At 62.1% G+C, this 18402-nt stretch carries 16 protein-coding genes; 4 read left to right on the top strand and 12 right to left on the bottom strand.

Annotation, left to right across the window (positions count from 1 at the left end):
• Positions 1 to 18 precede the first annotated feature (18 nt).
• The 7 genes from AC1D0Z_RS03390 to AC1D0Z_RS03420 all read right to left on the bottom strand — a co-directional run bounded on the left by AC1D0Z_RS03390 (position 19) and on the right by AC1D0Z_RS03420 (position 7707).
• Positions 19 to 678, bottom strand: a complete 660-nt coding sequence (locus AC1D0Z_RS03390) for an HAD family hydrolase (protein ID WP_477656831.1) — start codon at positions 676 to 678, stop codon at positions 19 to 21.
• A 109-nt stretch (positions 679 to 787) separates the two neighbouring features.
• The gene (locus AC1D0Z_RS03395) at positions 788 to 2158 is read right to left on the bottom strand and encodes an aldehyde dehydrogenase family protein (RefSeq protein ID WP_477656832.1); all 1371 of its coding nucleotides are present in this window, start codon (positions 2156 to 2158) and stop codon (positions 788 to 790) included.
• Positions 2155 to 2955, bottom strand: a complete 801-nt coding sequence (locus tag AC1D0Z_RS03400; RefSeq protein WP_477656833.1) for a gamma-glutamyl-gamma-aminobutyrate hydrolase family protein — start codon at positions 2953 to 2955, stop codon at positions 2155 to 2157. The genes AC1D0Z_RS03395 and AC1D0Z_RS03400 overlap by 4 nt, the downstream gene beginning before the upstream one ends.
• 229 nt (positions 2956 to 3184) lie before the next feature.
• Positions 3185 to 4318 carry an iron-containing alcohol dehydrogenase gene (locus AC1D0Z_RS03405; RefSeq protein WP_477656834.1) on the bottom strand — a complete coding sequence of 378 codons (1134 nt, stop codon included), beginning with the start codon at positions 4316 to 4318 and terminating at the stop codon, positions 3185 to 3187.
• On the bottom strand, positions 4315 to 4839 hold the full coding sequence (locus AC1D0Z_RS03410) for a GNAT family N-acetyltransferase (RefSeq protein ID WP_477656835.1): 525 nt from the start codon (positions 4837 to 4839) through the stop codon (positions 4315 to 4317). Before AC1D0Z_RS03410 ends, AC1D0Z_RS03405 begins: the two co-directional genes overlap by 4 nt.
• Positions 4826 to 6208: a glutamine synthetase family protein gene (locus AC1D0Z_RS03415; RefSeq protein ID WP_477656836.1), complete on the bottom strand. Its 1383-nt coding sequence runs from the start codon at positions 6206 to 6208 to the stop codon at positions 4826 to 4828. The genes AC1D0Z_RS03410 and AC1D0Z_RS03415 overlap by 14 nt, the downstream gene beginning before the upstream one ends.
• Before the next feature lie 8 nt (positions 6209 to 6216).
• A complete protein-coding gene (locus tag AC1D0Z_RS03420; RefSeq protein WP_477656837.1) occupies positions 6217 to 7707 on the bottom strand; it encodes an amino acid permease in 1491 nt (496 codons plus the stop codon).
• A gap of 190 nt (positions 7708 to 7897) precedes the next feature.
• Between AC1D0Z_RS03420 and AC1D0Z_RS03425 the strand changes: the two genes are divergently transcribed.
• Positions 7898 to 8854: a helix-turn-helix domain-containing protein gene (locus tag AC1D0Z_RS03425; protein ID WP_477656838.1), complete on the top strand. Its 957-nt coding sequence runs from the start codon at positions 7898 to 7900 to the stop codon at positions 8852 to 8854.
• Positions 8855 to 9002: 148 nt separating this feature from the next.
• Here AC1D0Z_RS03425 and AC1D0Z_RS03430 read toward each other — a convergent pair whose 3' ends face one another.
• The 5 genes from AC1D0Z_RS03430 to AC1D0Z_RS03450 form a co-directional block, all read right to left on the bottom strand.
• Positions 9003 to 10121, bottom strand: coding sequence for a 2-aminoethylphosphonate--pyruvate transaminase (locus tag AC1D0Z_RS03430; protein WP_477656839.1), 1119 nt, complete (start codon positions 10119 to 10121; stop codon positions 9003 to 9005).
• Positions 10122 to 10154: 33 nt separating this feature from the next.
• Positions 10155 to 10667 carry a DinB family protein gene (locus AC1D0Z_RS03435; RefSeq protein ID WP_477656840.1) on the bottom strand — a complete coding sequence of 171 codons (513 nt, stop codon included), beginning with the start codon at positions 10665 to 10667 and terminating at the stop codon, positions 10155 to 10157.
• An 8-nt stretch (positions 10668 to 10675) separates the two neighbouring features.
• Complete coding sequence (locus AC1D0Z_RS03440) at positions 10676 to 12391, bottom strand: putative 2-aminoethylphosphonate ABC transporter permease subunit (RefSeq protein ID WP_477656841.1); 1716 nt, start codon at positions 12389 to 12391, stop codon at positions 10676 to 10678.
• A complete protein-coding gene (locus tag AC1D0Z_RS03445) occupies positions 12391 to 13443 on the bottom strand; it encodes a putative 2-aminoethylphosphonate ABC transporter ATP-binding protein (protein WP_477656842.1) in 1053 nt (350 codons plus the stop codon). The genes AC1D0Z_RS03440 and AC1D0Z_RS03445 overlap by 1 nt, the downstream gene beginning before the upstream one ends.
• A 150-nt stretch (positions 13444 to 13593) precedes the next feature.
• Positions 13594 to 14652 carry a putative 2-aminoethylphosphonate ABC transporter substrate-binding protein gene (locus tag AC1D0Z_RS03450; RefSeq protein WP_477656843.1) on the bottom strand — a complete coding sequence of 353 codons (1059 nt, stop codon included), beginning with the start codon at positions 14650 to 14652 and terminating at the stop codon, positions 13594 to 13596.
• Between the two features lie 189 nt (positions 14653 to 14841).
• Here AC1D0Z_RS03450 and AC1D0Z_RS03455 point away from each other — a divergent pair, with 189 nt between their 5' ends.
• The 3 genes from AC1D0Z_RS03455 (at position 14842) to phnY (ending at position 18393) form a co-directional block, all read left to right on the top strand.
• Entirely contained in the window at positions 14842 to 15648 is an 807-nt protein-coding gene (locus tag AC1D0Z_RS03455; RefSeq protein WP_477656844.1) for a phosphonate utilization associated transcriptional regulator, read from the top strand.
• Complete coding sequence (gene phnA / locus AC1D0Z_RS03460) at positions 15635 to 16873, top strand: phosphonoacetate hydrolase (protein WP_477656845.1); 1239 nt, start codon at positions 15635 to 15637, stop codon at positions 16871 to 16873. The genes AC1D0Z_RS03455 and phnA overlap by 14 nt, the downstream gene beginning before the upstream one ends.
• Before the next feature lie 98 nt (positions 16874 to 16971).
• A complete protein-coding gene (phnY, locus tag AC1D0Z_RS03465; protein WP_477656861.1) occupies positions 16972 to 18393 on the top strand; it encodes a phosphonoacetaldehyde dehydrogenase in 1422 nt (473 codons plus the stop codon).
• The last annotated feature ends 9 nt before the right edge of the window (positions 18394 to 18402 follow it).

Consider the following 18402-nt stretch of genomic DNA (forward strand, 5'->3'; position numbering starts at 1 on the left):
CGGCCGCCCGGCTTGCGCTCAGTGCAGCCGCAGCGCGGGCCAGCCGCGGTCGAACCCAATGGCCGCCAGCATGGCATCGGCGTTCACGGTCACCGGATGTTTCACGGCCTCCAGCAGCGGCAGGTCATTGATGGAATCGCTGTAGGCGGTGCTCTTGCAATCCTTGAAGTGCAGGCCGCGCGCGGTGAGCCAGGCGTGCAGGCGCTCGACCTTGCCTTCACGCATGTTCAGCACGCCGGTGGTGCTGCCGGTAAAGCGGCTGCCCAGCATCTCGGGTTCCGTGGCAATCAGGTGTTCGATGTCGAAGTAGATGGCCGTGAGCTCGGTAATAAAACGGTTGGTGGCGGTTGTCATGACCACCAGGTCGCCGGCTTGCAGGTGTTTGTCGACGAGGGCGATTGYGGCCGGTGTGATGCGCGGCACCACCCATTCGGCCAGAAACTCCTGGCGCATCGGCTCCCACTCCTGGGCTGTACGCCCCGCCAGGGTGCCCACATAAAAATCAGCGAACTCCTTCAAGCCCACGGTGCCTGCCTTGTAACGCGCCGCCATGTCGGCGTTGCGCGCGGTGAATTCGGTCTTGCCCAGATAACCCTTTTCGATCAGGAAGTCGCACCACAGCACATCGCTGTCACCGTTGAGCACGGTGTGGTCCAGGTCGAACAGGGTGAGCTTCATGGTTATTTACCAGGCTTGCAATTTTCCGCCGGGCCGCCCCAAGGAAAATTAGCCCCCAGCCCAATGAAAGGGGCAGCGTGCCGCAGGCTCGAAGTGAAAAGCGTGGGGGTCATTTCCGGAGATGCCAGGCCTTTGGCCGGGTGAAAGTCTGGATGCCGTAGGTGGACAGTGTCAGACCCACACCTGAATCACCGTAGCCGCTCCAGGGCAGGCGCGGGCTCACGCGGTCGCAGCAGTTCCAGTAGACGCTGCCGGCGTTGACCTGGGCCAGCAGGGTTTTGGCGCGCGCCTCGTCGGGTGTAAAGACACCGGCGGTCAGGCCGTAGCGTGTGTCGTTCATGAGTTTGACGGCTTCCGCATCGCCCGACACCTTCTGGATGCCGATGATTGGCCCGAAGCTTTCCTCGCGCATCAGTTCCATGCTGTGGTTGACGTTGCTGAAGACCGTGGGTTCATACCAGGTGCCGGGTCCCGCGCCGCGCTTGCCACCTGCCAGCAGGGTGGCCCCTTTGGCTTTGGCATCGGCGACCTGGGCGTCCAGGACTTCCAGTTGCGGCGCACGGGTAATGGCGCCGATGTAGGTGTCCTCGCTCATCGGGTCGCCGGTCTTGAAGGTCTTCACGGTGTCTACAAAGGCGGTGACGAATGCGTCGTAGATTTTCTCGTGTACGTAGATGCGCTCGACCGAACAGCAGCTCTGGCCGGTGTTGTACATCGCGCCGTCGGCCAGCGACTCGGCAGCGGTCTGGGGGTTCGCGTCTTCGCAGACGTAAGTCGGGTCCTTGCCGCCCAGCTCCAGCTGGAGCTTGACCATGCGCGGACCGATGGACTGCGCAATCTTTGCGCCGGTGGCGTAGGAACCCGTGAAAAAGAGGCCGTCCACCGGCTGCTCCATCAGCGCGGCACCCACCGCGCCGCCGCCGATCAGCAGCACAAACACGTCTTGCGGAACACCGGCCGCATGCAGCAGGCGTGCAATGGCCTGGCCCGTCATGGCGGCATATTCGGAAGGCTTGTAGAGCACGGCATTGCCTGTCAAAAGCGCGGGAATGAACACATTTCCGCCGACAAACCAGGGGTAATTCCAGGCCGAAATATTGGCGACCACGCCCAGCGGCGTGTGTTCGATCTGCTCGGTCATGCCGCCATCGGCAAACACGGTCTGCGTGGCGGTGGCGGTGTCAAGCTCCGCCAGGAAGAAGTCAATGCGGCCCAGCAGGCCGTTGAGTTCGTTGCGCGACATCTTGATCGGCTTGCCGGTTTCACGCGTCATGATGGCCGCCAGCGCGTCCAGCTCGGCAACGATGCCGGCGCGAAAGCGCGTGATGCAGGCCTTGCGCGCCGCCACCGGCACTGCCGCCCAGCCGGCCTGCGCCTTGCGGGCCTGCGCGGCCTTGGCGGCGACAGAGGCCGCATCATCCGCGGGCAGTTCGGCAATCAGCGTGCCTGTGGCGGGGTTGTGAATGGCGAGTTTGTTCATGGTTGTTTTGCTTTGCTTTTGGCGGCCGCTACGGCGGTGAGAAAATCATCGAGCACGGCGGCGTCGTCAATCGTGTCGGATCCGGGTTTGTGGAATTCGGGGTGCCATTGGGTGGCGGCGATATAGCTTTTGGTCTTGTCCTTGCGGCGTATCGCTTCCACGATGCCGTCGTCCACGCTGTAGGCCTCGGCTTCAAATTCGGGCGACAGGTCCTTGATGCCCTGGTGGTGGATGCTGTTGACGCGCACGCGCTCCACGCCGGGGTACAGGGCCGAGAGCCTGGAGCCCTGCACGATATTCACGCTGTGGAAGTTCTGGTCGTATGCGACGGCATCGCGGTGCACAAAAGAGTCGGGCACCTGCGTGTTGATGTCCTGGTAGAGGGTGCCGCCAAATGCCACGTTCAGGAGCTGCAGGCCGCGGCAGACACCAAAGACCGGCTTGCCGACTTTTTCAAACGCCGCCACCAGCGCCTTGTCGTATTCATCGCGGATCCGGTCGCCCGACCATTTTTCTTCCAGCGGCTCTTCGCCGTAGCTGCCGGGCCAGACATCGGCGCCGCCGTGCAGCACCAGGCCGTCCAGCCACTGTGCGTAGTGCTCATACGTCACGTCGCCGCGCTGCGTGCTGCCCGTGGGACAGGGCACCATGACCACCATGGCGCCCGAAGACATGACCCAGTGCGCAATCGACTGCTCGACGTACTGCAGCGTCTTGCCGCTAAAAAAAGAGCGCGTCGGATCGGCGTGCGAGAAGCAGGCCGACAAACCTATTTTGAGACGACTAGCAGCGATCATGGTAGAGCCCCCACGCTTTTCACTTCGCCTTCGGCTGCGTGTAATGCGCGAGGCCTTGCAGGCCGCGGCTCGCGAGACGCTTCGCCTCTGTCGCCCGTCCAAAGCTGCTCAAGCAGCTTTGGAGCCGCGGGCTCCAGCCCCTCGGGGGCGCTGCGCCTGCGGCCCGGCAAAGCCGGTTCCGCAGCCCCTGCTGGAAGGGGAGCCTTTCGAATGATTGTCATGTTGGTACTCATAAAGCCGACTCAAACAGCATCTTGAAGTCTTCGGCCTTGCACGGCCGTGGATTGGTCTGGTGGCAGATGTCGGCCGTGGCGATCTCGACCAGGCGCGGCAGGTGTTCGCGTTTGACGCCGTGTGCCGACAACGGTCCGGTGATGCCCACGCTTTCCTTGAGCTGTTTGAGCCAGGGCACAAAGGCCTTGCCGCCACCCGCAACGCCACACACATGGGCCAGTTCGTCGAACTTGGCGGGGGCCGATTCGTAATTCCAGGCCAGCACGGTGTCGATCATCAGCGCGTTGGCCAGGCCGTGGTGCAGGTCGCAGACGGCGCCGAGCGCATGCGCACAGGAGTGCACCGCGCCCAGGTCTTTCTGGAAGGCAATGGCGCCCATCATGGAGGCCATCATCATGTCGCTGCGCGCCTGCAGGTTCGACGGTTCCTTGACGGCCTTGAGCAATGCATGGGCTGCGATGCGCGTGCCTTCGAGCGCAATGCCATCGCACAGCGGATGGTAGGCCGGCGAGAGATAGCTCTCGATGTTATGGGTGAGCGCGTCCATGCCGGTGGCCGCGGTGACTTGCGGCGGCAGGCCCAGCGTGAGTTCGGGGTCGGCAAACACCACTTTCGCCAGAATTTTCGGGCTGAACACCACGCGCTTGAGGTGTGTGTCGTTTTCGCTCACAACCGACGACCGGCCGACCTCGGAGCCGGTCCCCGAGGTGGTGGGCAAGGCTACAAAATAAGGCAGCTCGTTGACGATGGGGCGCACCTGTGGGTGGTCCCAGACGTACTCGAGGATGTCGCCCTCATGGGTGGCGGCAATACCGACCACCTTGGCCACATCGAGCGCCGCGCCGCCGCCAAAACCAATCACGCAGTCGGCCTTGTGGGCCTTGTAGGCTGCGGCACCGTCCATGACCTGGCTGCAGGTCGGGTTGCCGAAGACGCCCGAGAACACCGCCACGTCCAGGCCTGCCAGGTGGGTCTTGAATTCGGCCAGCACGGGCAAGGTGCCCAGCGCCTTGTCGGTCACGATGAGCGGGCGTTTGCAGCCTGCATCAAGCAGGGCCTGGGCCACCTGTTTGCGTGCGCCGGCACCGAATTTGATGGCGGTCGGGAAAGAGAAAGAGGTGATGCTCATGATGATCGTGGGAGTTGGAGATACATATGGGTTTTACCGAAGCTGACGCCGTTCACGCGGATGGCGTCGGGCTCGGTGCCGAAAGGTAAAAAACCGCTGCGCTCGTACAGCGCAGTGGCCTGCCCGTTGCCGGCGGTTACCGTGAGGACGACAAGTTCAACGTCCGATTGCCGCGCTTCGTCCAGCACTGTGCGCACCAACGCCTTGCCGATGCCGCGGCCATTGAATTCGGGCGCGACATACATTGCGACCAGGGTGGCCTTGTGGCGGTTTTTCAGGCGCGTTTCGCGGGTCAGCCCCACCACGCCGGCCAGCGTGCCGTCGACAGTGGCGCCCCACATCACGGTATCTGATGCGGGGGACAAGCGCTTTTCGGTCTCCGCCAGCGGGCGCAGGTTTTCCTCCTCGAAGCTGGAGGTAAACGCGTCCGCATGCTCGCGCAGGCCGCGCAGGCGGAATTCGCGGTAAACGGCAGCGTCGGGCACGGTGAGCCTGTTGATCAGGATGTCAGATGATTTCAAAATAACGTTTCATTTCCCAGTCGGTGACGGCGTCCAGCCACTGGCGCCATTCCCACTCGCGCGTTGCCGCGAAGTGATCCACGAAAGTATCGCCCAGCCAGTCGCGCGCGATGTCCGATTTCTGGAAAATACGTGTGGTTTCGATCAGGGTGCGCGGTGCGCGGGCAATGTGTTCAGCCCCCTGGTTGGTGCCGGTAATGGGCGCGCCCAGTTTGAGTCCCTTTTCGACGCCATGCAGGCCCGCTGCGATGACCGCGGCCATCGCCAGGTATGGGTTCACGTCGGCGCCCGGGCAGCGGGTTTCCAGGCGGGTGGCCTTGGCGCTGCCTGCGATCACCCGGAAACTCGCGGTCCGGTTGTCCATGCCCCAGGTGGGTTTCACGGGGGCCCAGAAACCGTCGACCAGGCGTTTGTAGCTGTTGATGGTGGGCCAGATCATGGGACCGAACTCCATCATGCAGGCGACCTGGCCGGCGACATAGCTTTCGAACAGCTTGCTCATCTTGCGCGGGCTCTTCGCGTCGAAAAACAGGTTGGTCTTGCCGTCCGACAGGCTCTGGTGGATGTGGCCGCTGCAGCCCGGCAGCTGCTGGTGGGGCTTGGCCATAAAGCTGGGCATGATGCCGAAGCGCGAGCCGATCTCTTTGGCGCCGGTCTTGAACAGGATGGCGCGGTCGGCCTGCTCAAGCGCTTCGCTGAAGCCGATGGCGACTTCATACACGCCGGGCCCGGTTTCGGTGTGCAGGCCTTCAATCGGAATGCCAAAGGCCAGCATTTCGTCCATGATGGCGTTGAAGTAGTCCTGGTTCTGGTTCATGCGCAGCAGCGAATAACCAAACATGCCGGGGGTGAGTTTCTCGGCCCCTACGCCGTTCTTGGCGGCCCAGCTGTGCGGCGTCTCCAGGAAATTGAACCATTCGAACTCCATGCCGGTCATGGGCACGAAGCCCATTTTTTCCGCGCGCCTGAGCACACGCTTGAGTGTCTGGCGGGGGCAGACGGCGTGCGGCGTACCGTCTGCGTTGACAAATTCGCCCAACACAAAGGGGACGTTGTTGTCCCAGGGTACGCGGCGCGCGGTATCAAGGTCCAGCCGCGCCAGGGCGTCGGGAAAACCGTGCTGCCAGCCCGTGACGGACGTGTTGTCGTAGCAGTTGTCCATCATGTCCCAGCCCAGCACGACATCGCAGAAGCCGAACCCCCCCGCGGGATAGGGCTCCGCGGCCCCGAAGAACTTGTCCTTGTGCAGGTATTTGCCGCGCAGCACGCCGTCAATGTCGCTGACCGCGACTTTCATCTTGTTGGCCCCCGACTGGCGCAACTTTTCGAGGAGTGGATGGGGTTTGGAGGGGCTGGTCTTTTTTTGCATGAGTTGCCTTATGGGTGGGCGTTTGCGTGGGCTTTTTCAGCCAGGCCAATCGCAAACTCTTCTTCGGGTGAAAGAATCAGCCGGTGCCGGCCCATCACGGCGAAGTAGCTGACGCCGATGGCGAACCACAGCGCGACCCACAGCACGCCTACGCGGTAGATCGGGTCGCTGAGCTGGAAGTAGATGGTGACCAGGGCAATAAGCAGGGTCAGCACCGCGCCCGTGACGCCCAGGGGGCTGCGGTAGGGGCGCTCCATGTGGGGCAGCTTGCTGCGCAGCCGGATGAACGACAGCGCCTGCATGACATAGGAGAACATGGCGCCGAAAACTGCCATGTTGAGCAGCGTGCCGCCGATGACGGCAGAGCCTTTATCAACCCCCAGCGTGAACCACAGCACGAACATGACTACCAGCGCCACCACCGAGCCGACGATCATCGCGATGTGCGGGGTTTTGCGGCTGCCGTGGGTAACCGACAGGCCCGAGGGAAAGTACCCAGCACGGCTCAGCGAGTAGATTTGCCGGCCCTTGGCAAAGATGATGGTGTGAAAACTTGCCACCAGGCCCAGCACGGCCACCAGCGCCAGTATCTTGGCGATGCCGCCGCCGTAAATCGCCTTGAAGCCGTCGAGCAGCGGCTCTGCGGAGGTGCTGAGCGCATGCGAGCCGATGCCCGCGACAGACGGGTTGAGCCAGAGGATCATGAAAGCAGACAGGATGAGCGTGAAGATGCCGGCGATGATGCCGCGCGGCATGTCGCGGCGCGGGTCTACAGATTCTTCGGCCGCCAGCGGCAGCTGCTCGATCGCCAGGAACAGCCATACGGCGAAAGGGAGCGACGCCAGCACGCCGGTGAAGCCCAGCGGCAGGAAGGGGCCGCGACCTTCAGGCAGCACCGCGCCGCCGGCGCCGACATTCATGGCCCAGCGCGCGAAATCTATCTTCGGAAAGGCGCTGACCCAGAACGCCACCAGGCAGGCCAGTGCCAGCAGGGTAACGGCCAGAGTGATCTTGAACGAGAGCTCGACGCCGATGATGTTCAGGCCGATGAAGACGATGTAAAAACCAATCCACCACAAAGGCTGCCAGGCCGGCGGTGTGCCAAAGATGCTGCCCATGTAACTGCCTATGAAGAACACAATGACCGCCGGCGTCAGCACGTATTCCACGTTCTCGGCCAGCCCCGTCAGGAAGCCGCCCCAGGGCCCCATCGCGGTGCGCGCGAAAGAGTAGGCGCCACCGGTGTGCGGCAACGCGGGGGACATTTCGGCCAGTGAAAAAGTCAGGCCCAGGTACATCACGGAGATGATGATGGTGGCCAGCAGCATGCTGCCCCAACCGTTGGCCAGGCCCAGGTTCCAGCCCGCAAAATGGCCGGAGATCACGGCGCCAACGCCGAGTGCCCAGAGCGACCAGACGCCGGCATAGCGGCGCAGCCCCCTCTTCTCAAAATAGCTACCGTCGACTTTTGCGTATTGCACGCTGGAACGTTCTGCCATGGTGGCTCCCTTATAGGTTGCAAGGTTGAGGGCCCGGTGGGGCTGTTTTGCATCGTAGGGCGAGGGTGGGTGCGCTGAAATCCCATTTCGGCAAGTCACGCAGGGAGATTGAGCTTAAAGAGCCGGAGAGTAGGTCGAAGTGTTTCAAAGCGTTGCTTGCACACGGCACGAATCCTGCAAGAATGCGGCCATGGTTCACACGCCTGACACTCTTCAACCCGCCCTGCTGTCCCGCGCGTCGTTTGCCGACGCAGACGAGCAGGCGGCGGCGCTCACAGGCTGGAACCAGAGCTACCTCCAGCTGTCCCGCGGCGCGTTCGGCGGAGAGGTTCGCCAGCTGGAATTTGCGGGCCTTCGCCTCTTTGTGGAAAGCCTGCGGGAATCGGTGTACCAGACCGGACGGATACGTGATGGTGCCCTGGCCTTGGGACTGCCGCTCCAGGTCGAAGGCCCCAGCGTTTTTTGCGGTGCGCCCAGCGACGCTGGTGCATTGCATGTGTTTTCGGGTGCATCGGGTTTTGAGTTCCGCTCTTCCCGGCGCCATGTGATGCTGGGGCTGGAGCTCGACGAGGCGGCCTGGCGCCGCTGCAGCCGGCATGACCCGGCACTGCAAGCCCGGCTGGGTGCGCAGGCCGGCTTGCGCAGGCTGGACGCTTCGGCACAGGCCAGCCTCCGGCAATGCCTCACGGGGGTGATGGATACCGTGGAGGCTGCCCCGGCGCTGCTGCAGTCTGCAGCCGTCCAGGCGGCGATGCTTGACACCGTGATGGAGCAGCTCGGCCGGGTTCTTGCGCCTGTGGATGCCGTGGATCCTGCCGGCACCCACGCACACTGGACGCTGACGCGGCGCGCCCGTGAGCTGGTGCATACGCAGCTCGATCAGCCACCTACCGTGCTGGCCTTGTGTGAGCAGCTCGGCGTGAGCCGCCGAACCTTGCAAAATGGTTTTCAGACGGCGCTGGGCATCAGCCCATTGGCCTATTTGCGCGCCGTTCGCCTGAACGCCGCCAGGCAGGCACTGAAGACCGCTACGTCCGTGACGGCGGCTGCAACAGACCTGGGGTTTTGGCATTTTGGTCATTTCGCGCACGACTACCAGCAAATGTTTGGCGAGCTTCCTTCCGAAGCATTTCGCCGATTCCATTAGGCCCCCACGCTTTTCACTTCGCCTTCGGCTCCGTGTAATGCGCTGCCCCCCGAGGGGGCGCTGCGCCTGCGGCCCGGCAAAGCCGGTTCCGCGGCCCCTGCTGGTGAAGACAAGTAGTCCCACGACCTGTGTGTGGGTGGCTCTCCACTCAGGTGGCCGGCGCTGCGGAGGTGATGCCCATGTCTTGCAGGGCGCCTGCCACCGCGAGCACGGCCTGTTCGATCTCATTCGGGCCGATCGCACCGATACAACCCACCCGGAAAGTTTCTACCTGTGTGAGCTTGCCCGGGTATAGGACAAAGCCGCGATCGCGCGCGGCGGCATAAAACTTCTTGAAGTCATAGCGGCTGTCGGCCGGGGCGTGGAAGGTCACGATGATGGGCGCCTGGATGGCCGGGTCCAGGAAAGGCTTGAAGCCAAGCTTGGCCATCCCGGTGATCAGGGTTTTGTAGTTGGCGGTATAGCGCGCGAGGCGTGCCGGCTGGCCACCTTCTTCCTCAAACTGGGCAATGGCCTCGGCCAGCGCCACCACCACATGGGTGGGTGGCGTGAATCGCCACTGCGTGGTTTTTTCCATGTAGACGTACTGGTCGTGCAGGTCCATGGCCAGTGACTGGCTGCGGCCTGCGCAGCCGTCAAGAATGGCCTTGCGGATGAACACAAAGCCCATGCCGGGAACGCCTTCAAGGCACTTGCCGCTGGCGGCGACCAGGGCATCGAAGTGCACCTTGCGCGCATCAATCTCGATCGCGGCAAAAGAGCTCATCGCGTCCACCAGCAGGCCCTTGCCGTGGGCCTTGCAGACGTCGGCCACTTCCTGCAGCGGGTTAAGTACACCCGCGCCGGTTTCGCAGTGGATCAGCATGACATGGGTGATGCTGGAATCGGCCTTGAGCTTGTCCGCTAGCGCCGCAGGCGATACCTGCGCGGCCTCGTCGAAAGGCATCACGGTGCAGCGCCGGCCCATCAGTGTGGTGAGTCTGGCGGCGCGTTTGCAGTATGCGCCGTTGTCCATCACCAGCACGTGGCCGTCGCGCGGCACCACGGTGGCCACCGCGGCCTCCACGCTGAAGGTGCCGCTGCCTTGAAGCGGCACGACGACATGCGAATCCTGGCCATGGATGATGTCCAGCAGGCTTTTGCGCACGCTGGCGGTGACGGCATTGAAGTCGCCGTCCCAGGAGCCCCAGTCCTTGAGCATCGCGAGTTTGGTGCGCAGCGTGGTGGTCAGCGGGCCGGGGGTTAAAAGGATTTTGTCTCTGTCCATGGATTGCCTCGTTGTTTTTGGTGGGGGTCAGCTTCAGTCCAGGTCGGGAGCGGCGTCACGCAGGAAAACCGGCAGGTCCATGCTGGGCGGGCGTGCCGGAACCTGGTACATCATGTCGGCCACATAGCCGCGGTGAAAAGTCTTGTGGTTGACGATGTGCAGCAGCATGTCGCCGCGGGTCATGGCGCCTTCGCCGCCGTCGACAAACCTGAAATGCACGATCTCGCGTTGCAGGTCGCCGGTCAAACCGTCTGCATAACGGATGTACCAGCCATCGAGCGCCTGCTGCTGCTCCTGCAACTGCGCAAGCGTTGGCGTGCTCTCGGCATTGCGGGATGTGAAGCCGTGTTGCCGGCCCTCCAGGTGTGCCTGCCAGATCAGGTCAACGACGTGCGCATGGCTCAGCGTACGGATCATGTTGCCGAAGGAGGTGGCCCGGGGAGCGGTCACCTCGGCAGGCGGCAACTGGTGCAGGGCCTCAAAGAGACGGCCATTTGCCCAGGCGGTGTAGCGCGTCAGCATGCGAAGGCTGCGGTGGTCTTGCATCCCCGTTCTCAGCGTGCGCCGCCGCGCCATGCCTGCGTGCGGCGGTTAATCCACCACGCCAGCGCCATGAACAGCAAGGTTGCAATCGTTGATGCCATGCCGATCAGCACGGCCATGGCAGCCGCAGCCCCAATCTCGCCGGCCTCGTCGAGGTTCAGGATGGCGATGGAGGCCACCTTGGTCTCGGGCGAGTAGAGGAAGACGACGGCGGAAATCGTCGTCATGGCATTGATGAAAAAATAGCGCGCAATATCGACCAGGGCGGGTGTGCAGATCGGCAGGGTGACGCGCCAGAAGGTCTTGAAGAAGGGGACTTTGAGCGAGGCGCTGACGGCTTCGAATTCGCCGTCCAGCGCCTTGAGGGCCGTGACTGCCGTGAGATGGCCCGTGGTGTAGAAGTGGACGATGGTGCACAGCGTGAGCAGCGTCAGCGTGTGGTACAGGCTGTTCAAGGGGTTGTCGGGCGCATTGAAAAAGAAGATATAGCCCAGGCCCAGCACCAGGCCGGGCACCGCCATGGGCAGCATGGCCAGCATGCGCACAAAGCCCCGCAGGCCGTCCATACCCTTGGTTTTTTCGAGCAGGTAGGCGCTGACGAACACCAGCGCGGTGCCGAAGAAGGCGGTGCCCGCAGCCATTTTCAGGCTGTTGACGAACCCGACGCCGACCTCTGCATCGACCAGTCCCATGGTGTAGTGGCGCAGGCTGGGCGAGAGGTTGTAGGGCCAGAAGCTCGCGAAAGAGGCGAACACTGCCATGCCAAGCATCGCCAGCACCAGAAAGGCAATGGCGCAGCAATATAGCGTCATGACCCAGTCATAGCCGCGCGAGGGCGTGGGCCGGTAGGGCACGGCGCGCGCCGTCAGCATGGCGGTCTGACGCTTGCTGACGTATTTGTCGACGGCGAAGGTCAGTACCGCCGGCGCCAGCAGCAGGATGGCGACGACGGCGCCTTTGGCAAAGTCCTGCTGGCCGATGACCAGCTTGAAGACATCAGTGGCCAGCACATTGAAGTTGCCGCCTATGACTTTGGGAATGCCGAAGTCGGTCATGACCAGCGTGAAGGTGACGAGCGCGGCCGAGATCAGGCCGTACTTTGCGCCCGGCAGGGTGATGGTTAAAAACTTGCGCCTGGCGTTGGTGCCCATGGCGTTGGCGGCCTCATACAGGCGAGCATCTGACAGGCTGAGCGCCGTAACCAGGATCATCAGCGCGTGCGGAAACACCGCAAAGCATTCGGCCACCACGATGCCGGGTGCGCCGTAGATCTGCTCAATCCCAAGGCCCTGCATCCAGCCCTTGAGCACGCCCTGGTTGCCGAACCAGTAGATCAGCGAGATGGCCGACAGCAGGGAAGGCGCCAGCAGCGGGATCAGCGTAATACCGCGAAACAGCGCCTTGTACTGCATGCAGGACCGCGTCAGTGCATAGGCAAACCCAAAGGCCAGGGGGACAGCTACCAGTGTGACGGCCGTGGATACCCAGAGGCTGTTCCACAAACTTTCCAGCAACGCTGGGGTCTTGGCGTACTCAATGAAGTTGTCGAACCAGACGAAGTCGCCGGATTTCCCCAGCAGCGCCTGCTGAAGAATGGCCAACAGCGGCGCCGCCAGAAATGCTACTAAGACGATAGCTACCAGCGCAAGCGCCGCATAGGCCAGGTTGTCAATCCAGTGCGTTTGCTGACGTACTGCGGCCGGCGCAGGGGCGGTGAACACAGGCATCAAAACACCTTGATGCGCTCGGGCAGCAGCTTGAGAGGCAACGACGAGCCGACCTGCAGCGATTGCTCGGAAAGGAAATTGAGGGAGAGGTACACCGTGAGCTTGTGCCCGCCTAGTGCGGGCGAATCCACATGCACATGGCAGAACGAACCCAGAAACTCGATCTTCTCGATGGTGGCCTCAAACACGTGGGCATCGCCGGCGGCAATCGGACGGGCCAGTACATCTTCGGGCCGCAGGTAAATTTTGGCGTCGCGGTCGACGCCGTCGCAGGGCAGGCACAGGGCGCCGAACTTCATCTCGCCGCCGCTCACGCGCACCGGCATGACGTTGACCTTGCCGACGAAATCCGCCACAAAAGGCGAAGCAGGTTCACGGTAAATCTCCATGGGCGTGCCCACCTGCTCAATCAGGCCGTGGTTCATCACCACGATGCGGTCGGCCACGCTCAAGGCTTCTTCCTGGTCGTGCGTCACCATGATGGTGGTCACACCCAGCTTTTGCTGCAGCGCGCGGATTTCTGATCGCAGACGCACCCGCTCCAGTGCGTCGAGCGCCGAAAGAGGTTCATCCAGCAACAGCAAGCCCGGCGATGTGGCCAATGCACGTGCCAAGGCTATGCGCTGCTGCTGGCCGCCTGACAATTGGCTGGGGTACTTGGCTTCACTGCCCGGCAGCCCCACCAGCTTGACCAGCTCGCTCACCCGTTTGGCCGCCTCCGCCTTTGGCGTCTTGCGGTTGACCAGTCCATAAGCCACGTTGTCTGCCACGCTGAGGTTGGGAAACAGCGCGTAACTCTGAAACACGATGCCGTAATCACGCAAAGCCGGCGGCAGCCGCGAGATGTCGCGCCCGCCCTGGTGCACCTCGCCGGAGGTCTGCACTTCCAGCCCTGCAATGATCCGCAGCAAGGTTGTCTTGCCGCACCCCGAAGGCCCCAGAAAACAAACAAACTCGCCCTTGCGGATGTCCAGGTTGATGTCTTGCAGCGCAGTGAAGCCGCCGAACTCCTTGCGGATGTGGCGCAGGCTCAGAAAAGTGTCGTTGTTCATGCCTGGTGTGACGCCTTGGGCTACAGCTGATTGACTGGACGCGATGTAAAAAAAGTATGCAGTGCAAGCACCAGCGTGGAACCGGCTTAGCCGGGCCACAGGTGGTGTCCCCTGAGGGGGAGAGGCGGCCGCCAGGCCGCCTACAGGGGGCTACTTCTTCTCTGTTTTGGAGTTATAGCGCTTGGTCCATTCATTGAGGATGCGCTCTCGGTTGTCTGCTGCCCAGCTGAAGTCCATCTTGACGAGACGCGATTCGTAATCTTTGGGCACATTGGCCAGCGGCGGCGCCAGACCCGGCTGCGCCGTGATGGCAAAGTTCTTGCCATACAGCATCATCGCGTCCTTGCTTGATGCCCAGTCGGCCAGCTTCTTGGCGGCGTCCAGCTTCTTGGTGCCTTTGTGGATGGCAAACGCTTCCAGGTCCCAACCCAGGCCTTCCTTGGGAAATACCAGTTCGATGGGCGCACCCTTGGCCTTGTTGGTGTTGCCGCGGTACTCGAACGAAATGCCCGCAAGAAATTCTCCGGAGGCTGCCATGTTGCAAGGCTTGGAGCCCGAGTGGGTGTACTGCGCGATGTTTTCGTGCAGGGCGTCCATGTACTTCCAGCCGCCGCCTTTGCCGTCCTTGTCGCCAAAGAGGGTGAGCCAGGCGGTCACGTCGAAGTAGCCGGTACCGCTGGAGGCGGGGTTGGGCATGACGACCTGGCCTTTGTAAATGGGTTTGGTCAGGTCCTGCCAGGTCTCCGGGGTAGGGATGTTCTTCTTCTTGGCTTCGACGGTGTTGAAGCACACTGTGGCGCCCCACACGTCCATGCCGAACCAGGCGGGGACCTTCTTCTTGTCACGGTACTGGCTCATGATGCCGTCAAGGTTGATCGGCGCATACGGCTCGAGCATGCCCTGCTTGTCGAGCAACGCCAGGCTGGAAGCGGCCACGCCCATGATGGTGTCGGCCTGGGGGTTGGACTTTTCGGCCAGCAGCTTGGCGGTGATCACACCGGTCGAGTCACGAACCCATTTGATCTCGATGTCGGGATAGACCTTGTTGAAGCCTTCCTGATAGGCCTTGATCTGGTCGGTTTCCAGCGCGGTGTAGACCAGCAGCTGGGTTTTTTGCGCGAATGCACCGGTGGCGGCGGTGAGCAGGCCAAAAATGCCGATAAGAGCGATCGCCTTTGGCAGGGATTTGAGATGGGTAGCCAGCTGCATAAAAAGTCCTTTGTGGAAAACCTGCAATGTTGTGACCTGTTCGTGTCGGGGCAGTGACACTGCGATGACCAACCTGTGTTCAGGTCATATCAACCCAGCTCAATATTTATTTAACGCTGCCCCTTTTGTCTTGTCAATTGTTTTTTGCAGATTGTTGACAATCCTGGGTTTTGTGCTTCAATGCAGGGCATGAATGCCGTGTTCCATCCCACTATCGCGCTGCTGCAGACCAGTTCACTCACCACGGTGGTGCAGCAGGAAATCGAGCGAGCCATTCTTGTTGGCGAATACGAACCCGGCAGCAAGCTCATTGAGGCTGCGCTGGCCGAAAAGATGGGCGTCTCGCGCGGCCCGGTGCGTGAGGCCTTCCGCATGCTGGAGGAAGCCGGCCTGGTGCGCAATGAAAAAAATCGCGGCGTCTTTGTGCGCGACATTCCCATTGAGGAGGCCGTCGAGATTTTCGATCTGCGCGCCGCGATGGATGAGCTTGTGGGGCGCCAGCTTGCAAGAAACATCACGCCTGCGCAGTTGAAGGAAATCAGGGGTCTTGTCGACTCGATGGAAAAATCCGTCAAGGCGGAAGACGCCTACAACTACCACCTGCTCAACCTGAAATTCCACGACCGGCTGGTAGAGATGGCGGGCAACAGCAAGCTCACGGCCATCTATCGCAAGCTCATCAAGGAGCTGTCGCTGTTCCGGCGACTGAACCTCGCCGACGGGTGGCTCATGCCGATTTCGGCCAATGAACACCGGCAGATCGTCAAGGCCATCGCCTCCGGTGACGCGGATGTCGCAGGCCGTGCCATGTACGACCATGTGATCGAAAGCAAGGAGCGCACGATTGAGAACGACCTGCGGCGCCAGGCGCGCCTGCAGGCCAGCCCGGCAGCCCGTACGGCGCAGGCCAAGGCGGCGCATCTGCTCGACGACAGTACCGCCAGAGGCACAGAAAAAAACATGGACAAAGGAAGGCTCCAACGTGGCAGTCGCTGACAAACAAACCAACGTGACCGTCAACGGCCGCATGTACCGGCTGCCGACCCAGCCTGTTGTGGTGGTATGCGTGGATGGTTGTGAACCCGATTACCTGGCCCAGGCCGTGGCCTCGGGCCATATGCCGTGGCTCAAGCGCACCCTGGCGCTGGGCTCGGGCCTGACAGGTGACTGTGTGGTGCCGAGCTTTACCAACCCGAACAACCTTTCCATCGTGACCGGCGCGCCCCCCAGCGTGCACGGCATTTGCGGCAATTACCTGTTCGATACCGCCAGCGGTACCGAAGTCATGATGAACGACCCCAAGTGGCTGCGCGCGCCCACGCTGCTGGCGGCCCTTGCGGATGCCGGCAAGTCCCTGGCGGTCATAACGGCCAAAGACAAGCTGCGCAAGCTGCTGGGCCACAAGATGAAGGGCATCTGCTTTTCATCCGAGAAGGCCGACCAGGTCACGCTTGAAGAAAACGGTATAGAAGATGTCCTGGGCCTGGTAGGCCAGCCGCTGCCCAGCGTGTACAGCGCCGACCTGTCGGAGTTTGTGTTTGCCGCCGGCGTGAAGATCATGCAGAAGTACAAGCCCGACGTGATGTACCTCTCGACCACCGACTATGTGCAGCACAAGCATGCGCCGGGCACCGATGGCGCCAATTCCTTCTACCGCATGATGGACGGCTACATGCAGCAGCTTGAAGATCTCGGGTGCGTCATTGTGCTGACCGCCGACCATGGCATGAATGCCAAGGTCGCCATGGACGGGACGCCCGACGTCATCTATCTGCAGGACTGGTTCGACAACTGGCTGGGCGCCAGCGTTGCGCGCGTGATCMTTCCGATCACTGATCCTTATGTCGTGCACCACGGAGCGCTGGGTTCTTTCGCCACGGTGTATCTGCCCGAGGGCACGAACATCGAGGCTGCGCGCAGACGGCTCGCGGCGCTCAAGGGCATGGAGCTGGTGCTTTCGCGAGAGCAGGCCGCCGAACGTTTCGAACTCCCGGCCGACAGGATCGGCGACATTGTGGCGGTGTCTGAACGTTTCACGGTGATCGGCACCTCGGCTTCGCGTCACGATCTTTCCGCGCTGGAAGTGCCGCTGCGGTCTCACGGCGGCATGAGTGAGCAACGCGTGCCGCTGATCGTGAACCGTCATCTCCCGGGCCTGGACCGCACCCGGCGCTTCCGCAATTTCGATGCCTTCGACCTCGCGCTCAATTACGCCCGGTAGACCTGTCTGCCAACAAGAAGCGTCCCGCCTGTACCTTTAACCCCCACGAAAGCTGCCGAGTGATTGACCAGTACATTCGCGACCACCAGCTCAACACCATGCGACTGGCCGGCCGCAAGGTCGGCGCCGGCCGGACCGGTGACCGTTCCATCGAAGTATTCAACCCCTACACCGAAAAGCTGCTGGGGAGCGTACCCAAGGCCACACTCGAGGAGGTCCGCGAGACCTTCGCCAAAGCGCACGCCTGCAAACCCGAGCTGAGCCGCTATGAACGCGCGGCCATCCTCAACCGCGCCGCAGCCATCGTGCAGTCACGGCTGATGGAGATTGCCAACCTCATCACGGCGGAAGCGGGCCTGTGCCTGAAGGACTCCATCTACGAGGCGGGGCGGGTGAGTGACGTGCTGCTCTTCGGCGCAACCGAGGTGCTGAAAGACGACGGCCAGATCTTCAGCTGCGATCTCACGCCGCACGGCAAGAAGCGCCGCGTTTATACGCACCGCTCGCCACTCCTGGGCGTCATCACCGCCATTACGCCTTTCAACCACCCGATGAACCAGGTGGCGCACAAGGTGGTGCCCAGCATTGCGACCAACAACCGCATGGTGCTCAAGCCCTCCGAGAAGGTGCCGTTCTCGGCCATTTTGTTTGCCGACATCCTGTACGAGGCGGGGTTGCCCCCCGAGATGCTCAGCGTGGTGACAGGCGATCCGCGCGAAATCGCCGATGAGCTGATCACCAATCCCCTGGTCGACCTGGTGACCTTTACCGGCGGCGTGGTCATCGGAAAATATATTGCATCAAAGGCAGGTTACCGCCGCGTGGTGCTGGAGCTGGGTGGCAACGACCCCATCATCGTGATGGAAGATGCCGATCTCAACGAGGCCTCCACGCTGGCCGTGCAAGGCTCCTATAAAAATTCGGGACAGCGCTGCACGGCCATCAAGCGGCTCCTGGTGCATGAAGCGGTGGCGGGCGAGTTTGTAGAGCAGGTGCTGGCCAAAACCCTTGCGTGGAAATACGGTGACCCGGCTGACAAGGCCAGCGACATGGGTACGGTGATTGATGAGCCGGCGGCCATGCTGTTTGAGTCGCGGGTGAATGAAGCGGTGGCACAGGGCGCGAAGCTTCTGGCCGGTAACCAGCGCCGCGGCGCACTGTATTCACCTACGCTGCTGGACCATGTGTCACCGCAGATGACGGTGGCGCGCGAGGAGACCTTCGGGCCCGTCTCTCCGGTCATACGTTTCAAGAATATTGACGAAGCCATCCAGATTTCTAACGGCACGGCTTATGGGCTTTCAAGCGCCGTCTGCACCAACCGCCTGGACTATATCAACCGGTTTGTCAGTGAGCTGCATGTCGGAACGGTCAATGTGCGCGAGGTGCCCGGCTACCGCCTGGAGCTCACCCCGTTTGGCGGCATCAAGGACTCGGGCCTTGGGTACAAAGAAGGCGTGCAGGAAGCGATCAAGAGCTTTACCAATCTGAAGACCTATTCACTTCCCTGGAATGGCTGACTTTTGAGG

The organism is Polaromonas sp. P1_E3 (genome assembly GCF_056405935.1).

What these genes read in the sequence shown, in the direction of transcription:
- AC1D0Z_RS03400 (WP_477656833.1), bottom strand. Translation starts at nt 2,955, where the DNA reads ATGATCGCTGCTAGTCGTCTCAAAATAGGTTTGTCGGCCTGCTTCTCG.
- AC1D0Z_RS03415 (WP_477656836.1), bottom strand. Translation starts at nt 6,208, where the DNA reads ATGCAAAAAAAGACCAGCCCCTCCAAACCCCATCCACTCCTCGAAAAG.
- AC1D0Z_RS03420 (WP_477656837.1), bottom strand. Translation starts at nt 7,707, where the DNA reads ATGGCAGAACGTTCCAGCGTGCAATACGCAAAAGTCGACGGTAGCTAT.
- phnY (WP_477656861.1), top strand. Translation starts at nt 16,972, where the DNA reads ATGCGACTGGCCGGCCGCAAGGTCGGCGCCGGCCGGACCGGTGACCGT.
- AC1D0Z_RS03395 (WP_477656832.1), bottom strand. Translation starts at nt 2,158, where the DNA reads ATGAACAAACTCGCCATTCACAACCCCGCCACAGGCACGCTGATTGCC.
- AC1D0Z_RS03425 (WP_477656838.1), top strand. Translation starts at nt 7,898, where the DNA reads ATGGTTCACACGCCTGACACTCTTCAACCCGCCCTGCTGTCCCGCGCG.
- AC1D0Z_RS03430 (WP_477656839.1), bottom strand. Translation starts at nt 10,121, where the DNA reads ATGGACAGAGACAAAATCCTTTTAACCCCCGGCCCGCTGACCACCACG.
- AC1D0Z_RS03435 (WP_477656840.1), bottom strand. Translation starts at nt 10,667, where the DNA reads ATGCAAGACCACCGCAGCCTTCGCATGCTGACGCGCTACACCGCCTGG.
- AC1D0Z_RS03455 (WP_477656844.1), top strand. Translation starts at nt 14,842, where the DNA reads ATGAATGCCGTGTTCCATCCCACTATCGCGCTGCTGCAGACCAGTTCA.
- AC1D0Z_RS03405 (WP_477656834.1), bottom strand. Translation starts at nt 4,318, where the DNA reads ATGAGCATCACCTCTTTCTCTTTCCCGACCGCCATCAAATTCGGTGCC.
- AC1D0Z_RS03440 (WP_477656841.1), bottom strand. Translation starts at nt 12,391, where the DNA reads ATGCCTGTGTTCACCGCCCCTGCGCCGGCCGCAGTACGTCAGCAAACG.
- AC1D0Z_RS03445 (WP_477656842.1), bottom strand. Translation starts at nt 13,443, where the DNA reads ATGAACAACGACACTTTTCTGAGCCTGCGCCACATCCGCAAGGAGTTC.
- AC1D0Z_RS03450 (WP_477656843.1), bottom strand. Translation starts at nt 14,652, where the DNA reads ATGCAGCTGGCTACCCATCTCAAATCCCTGCCAAAGGCGATCGCTCTT.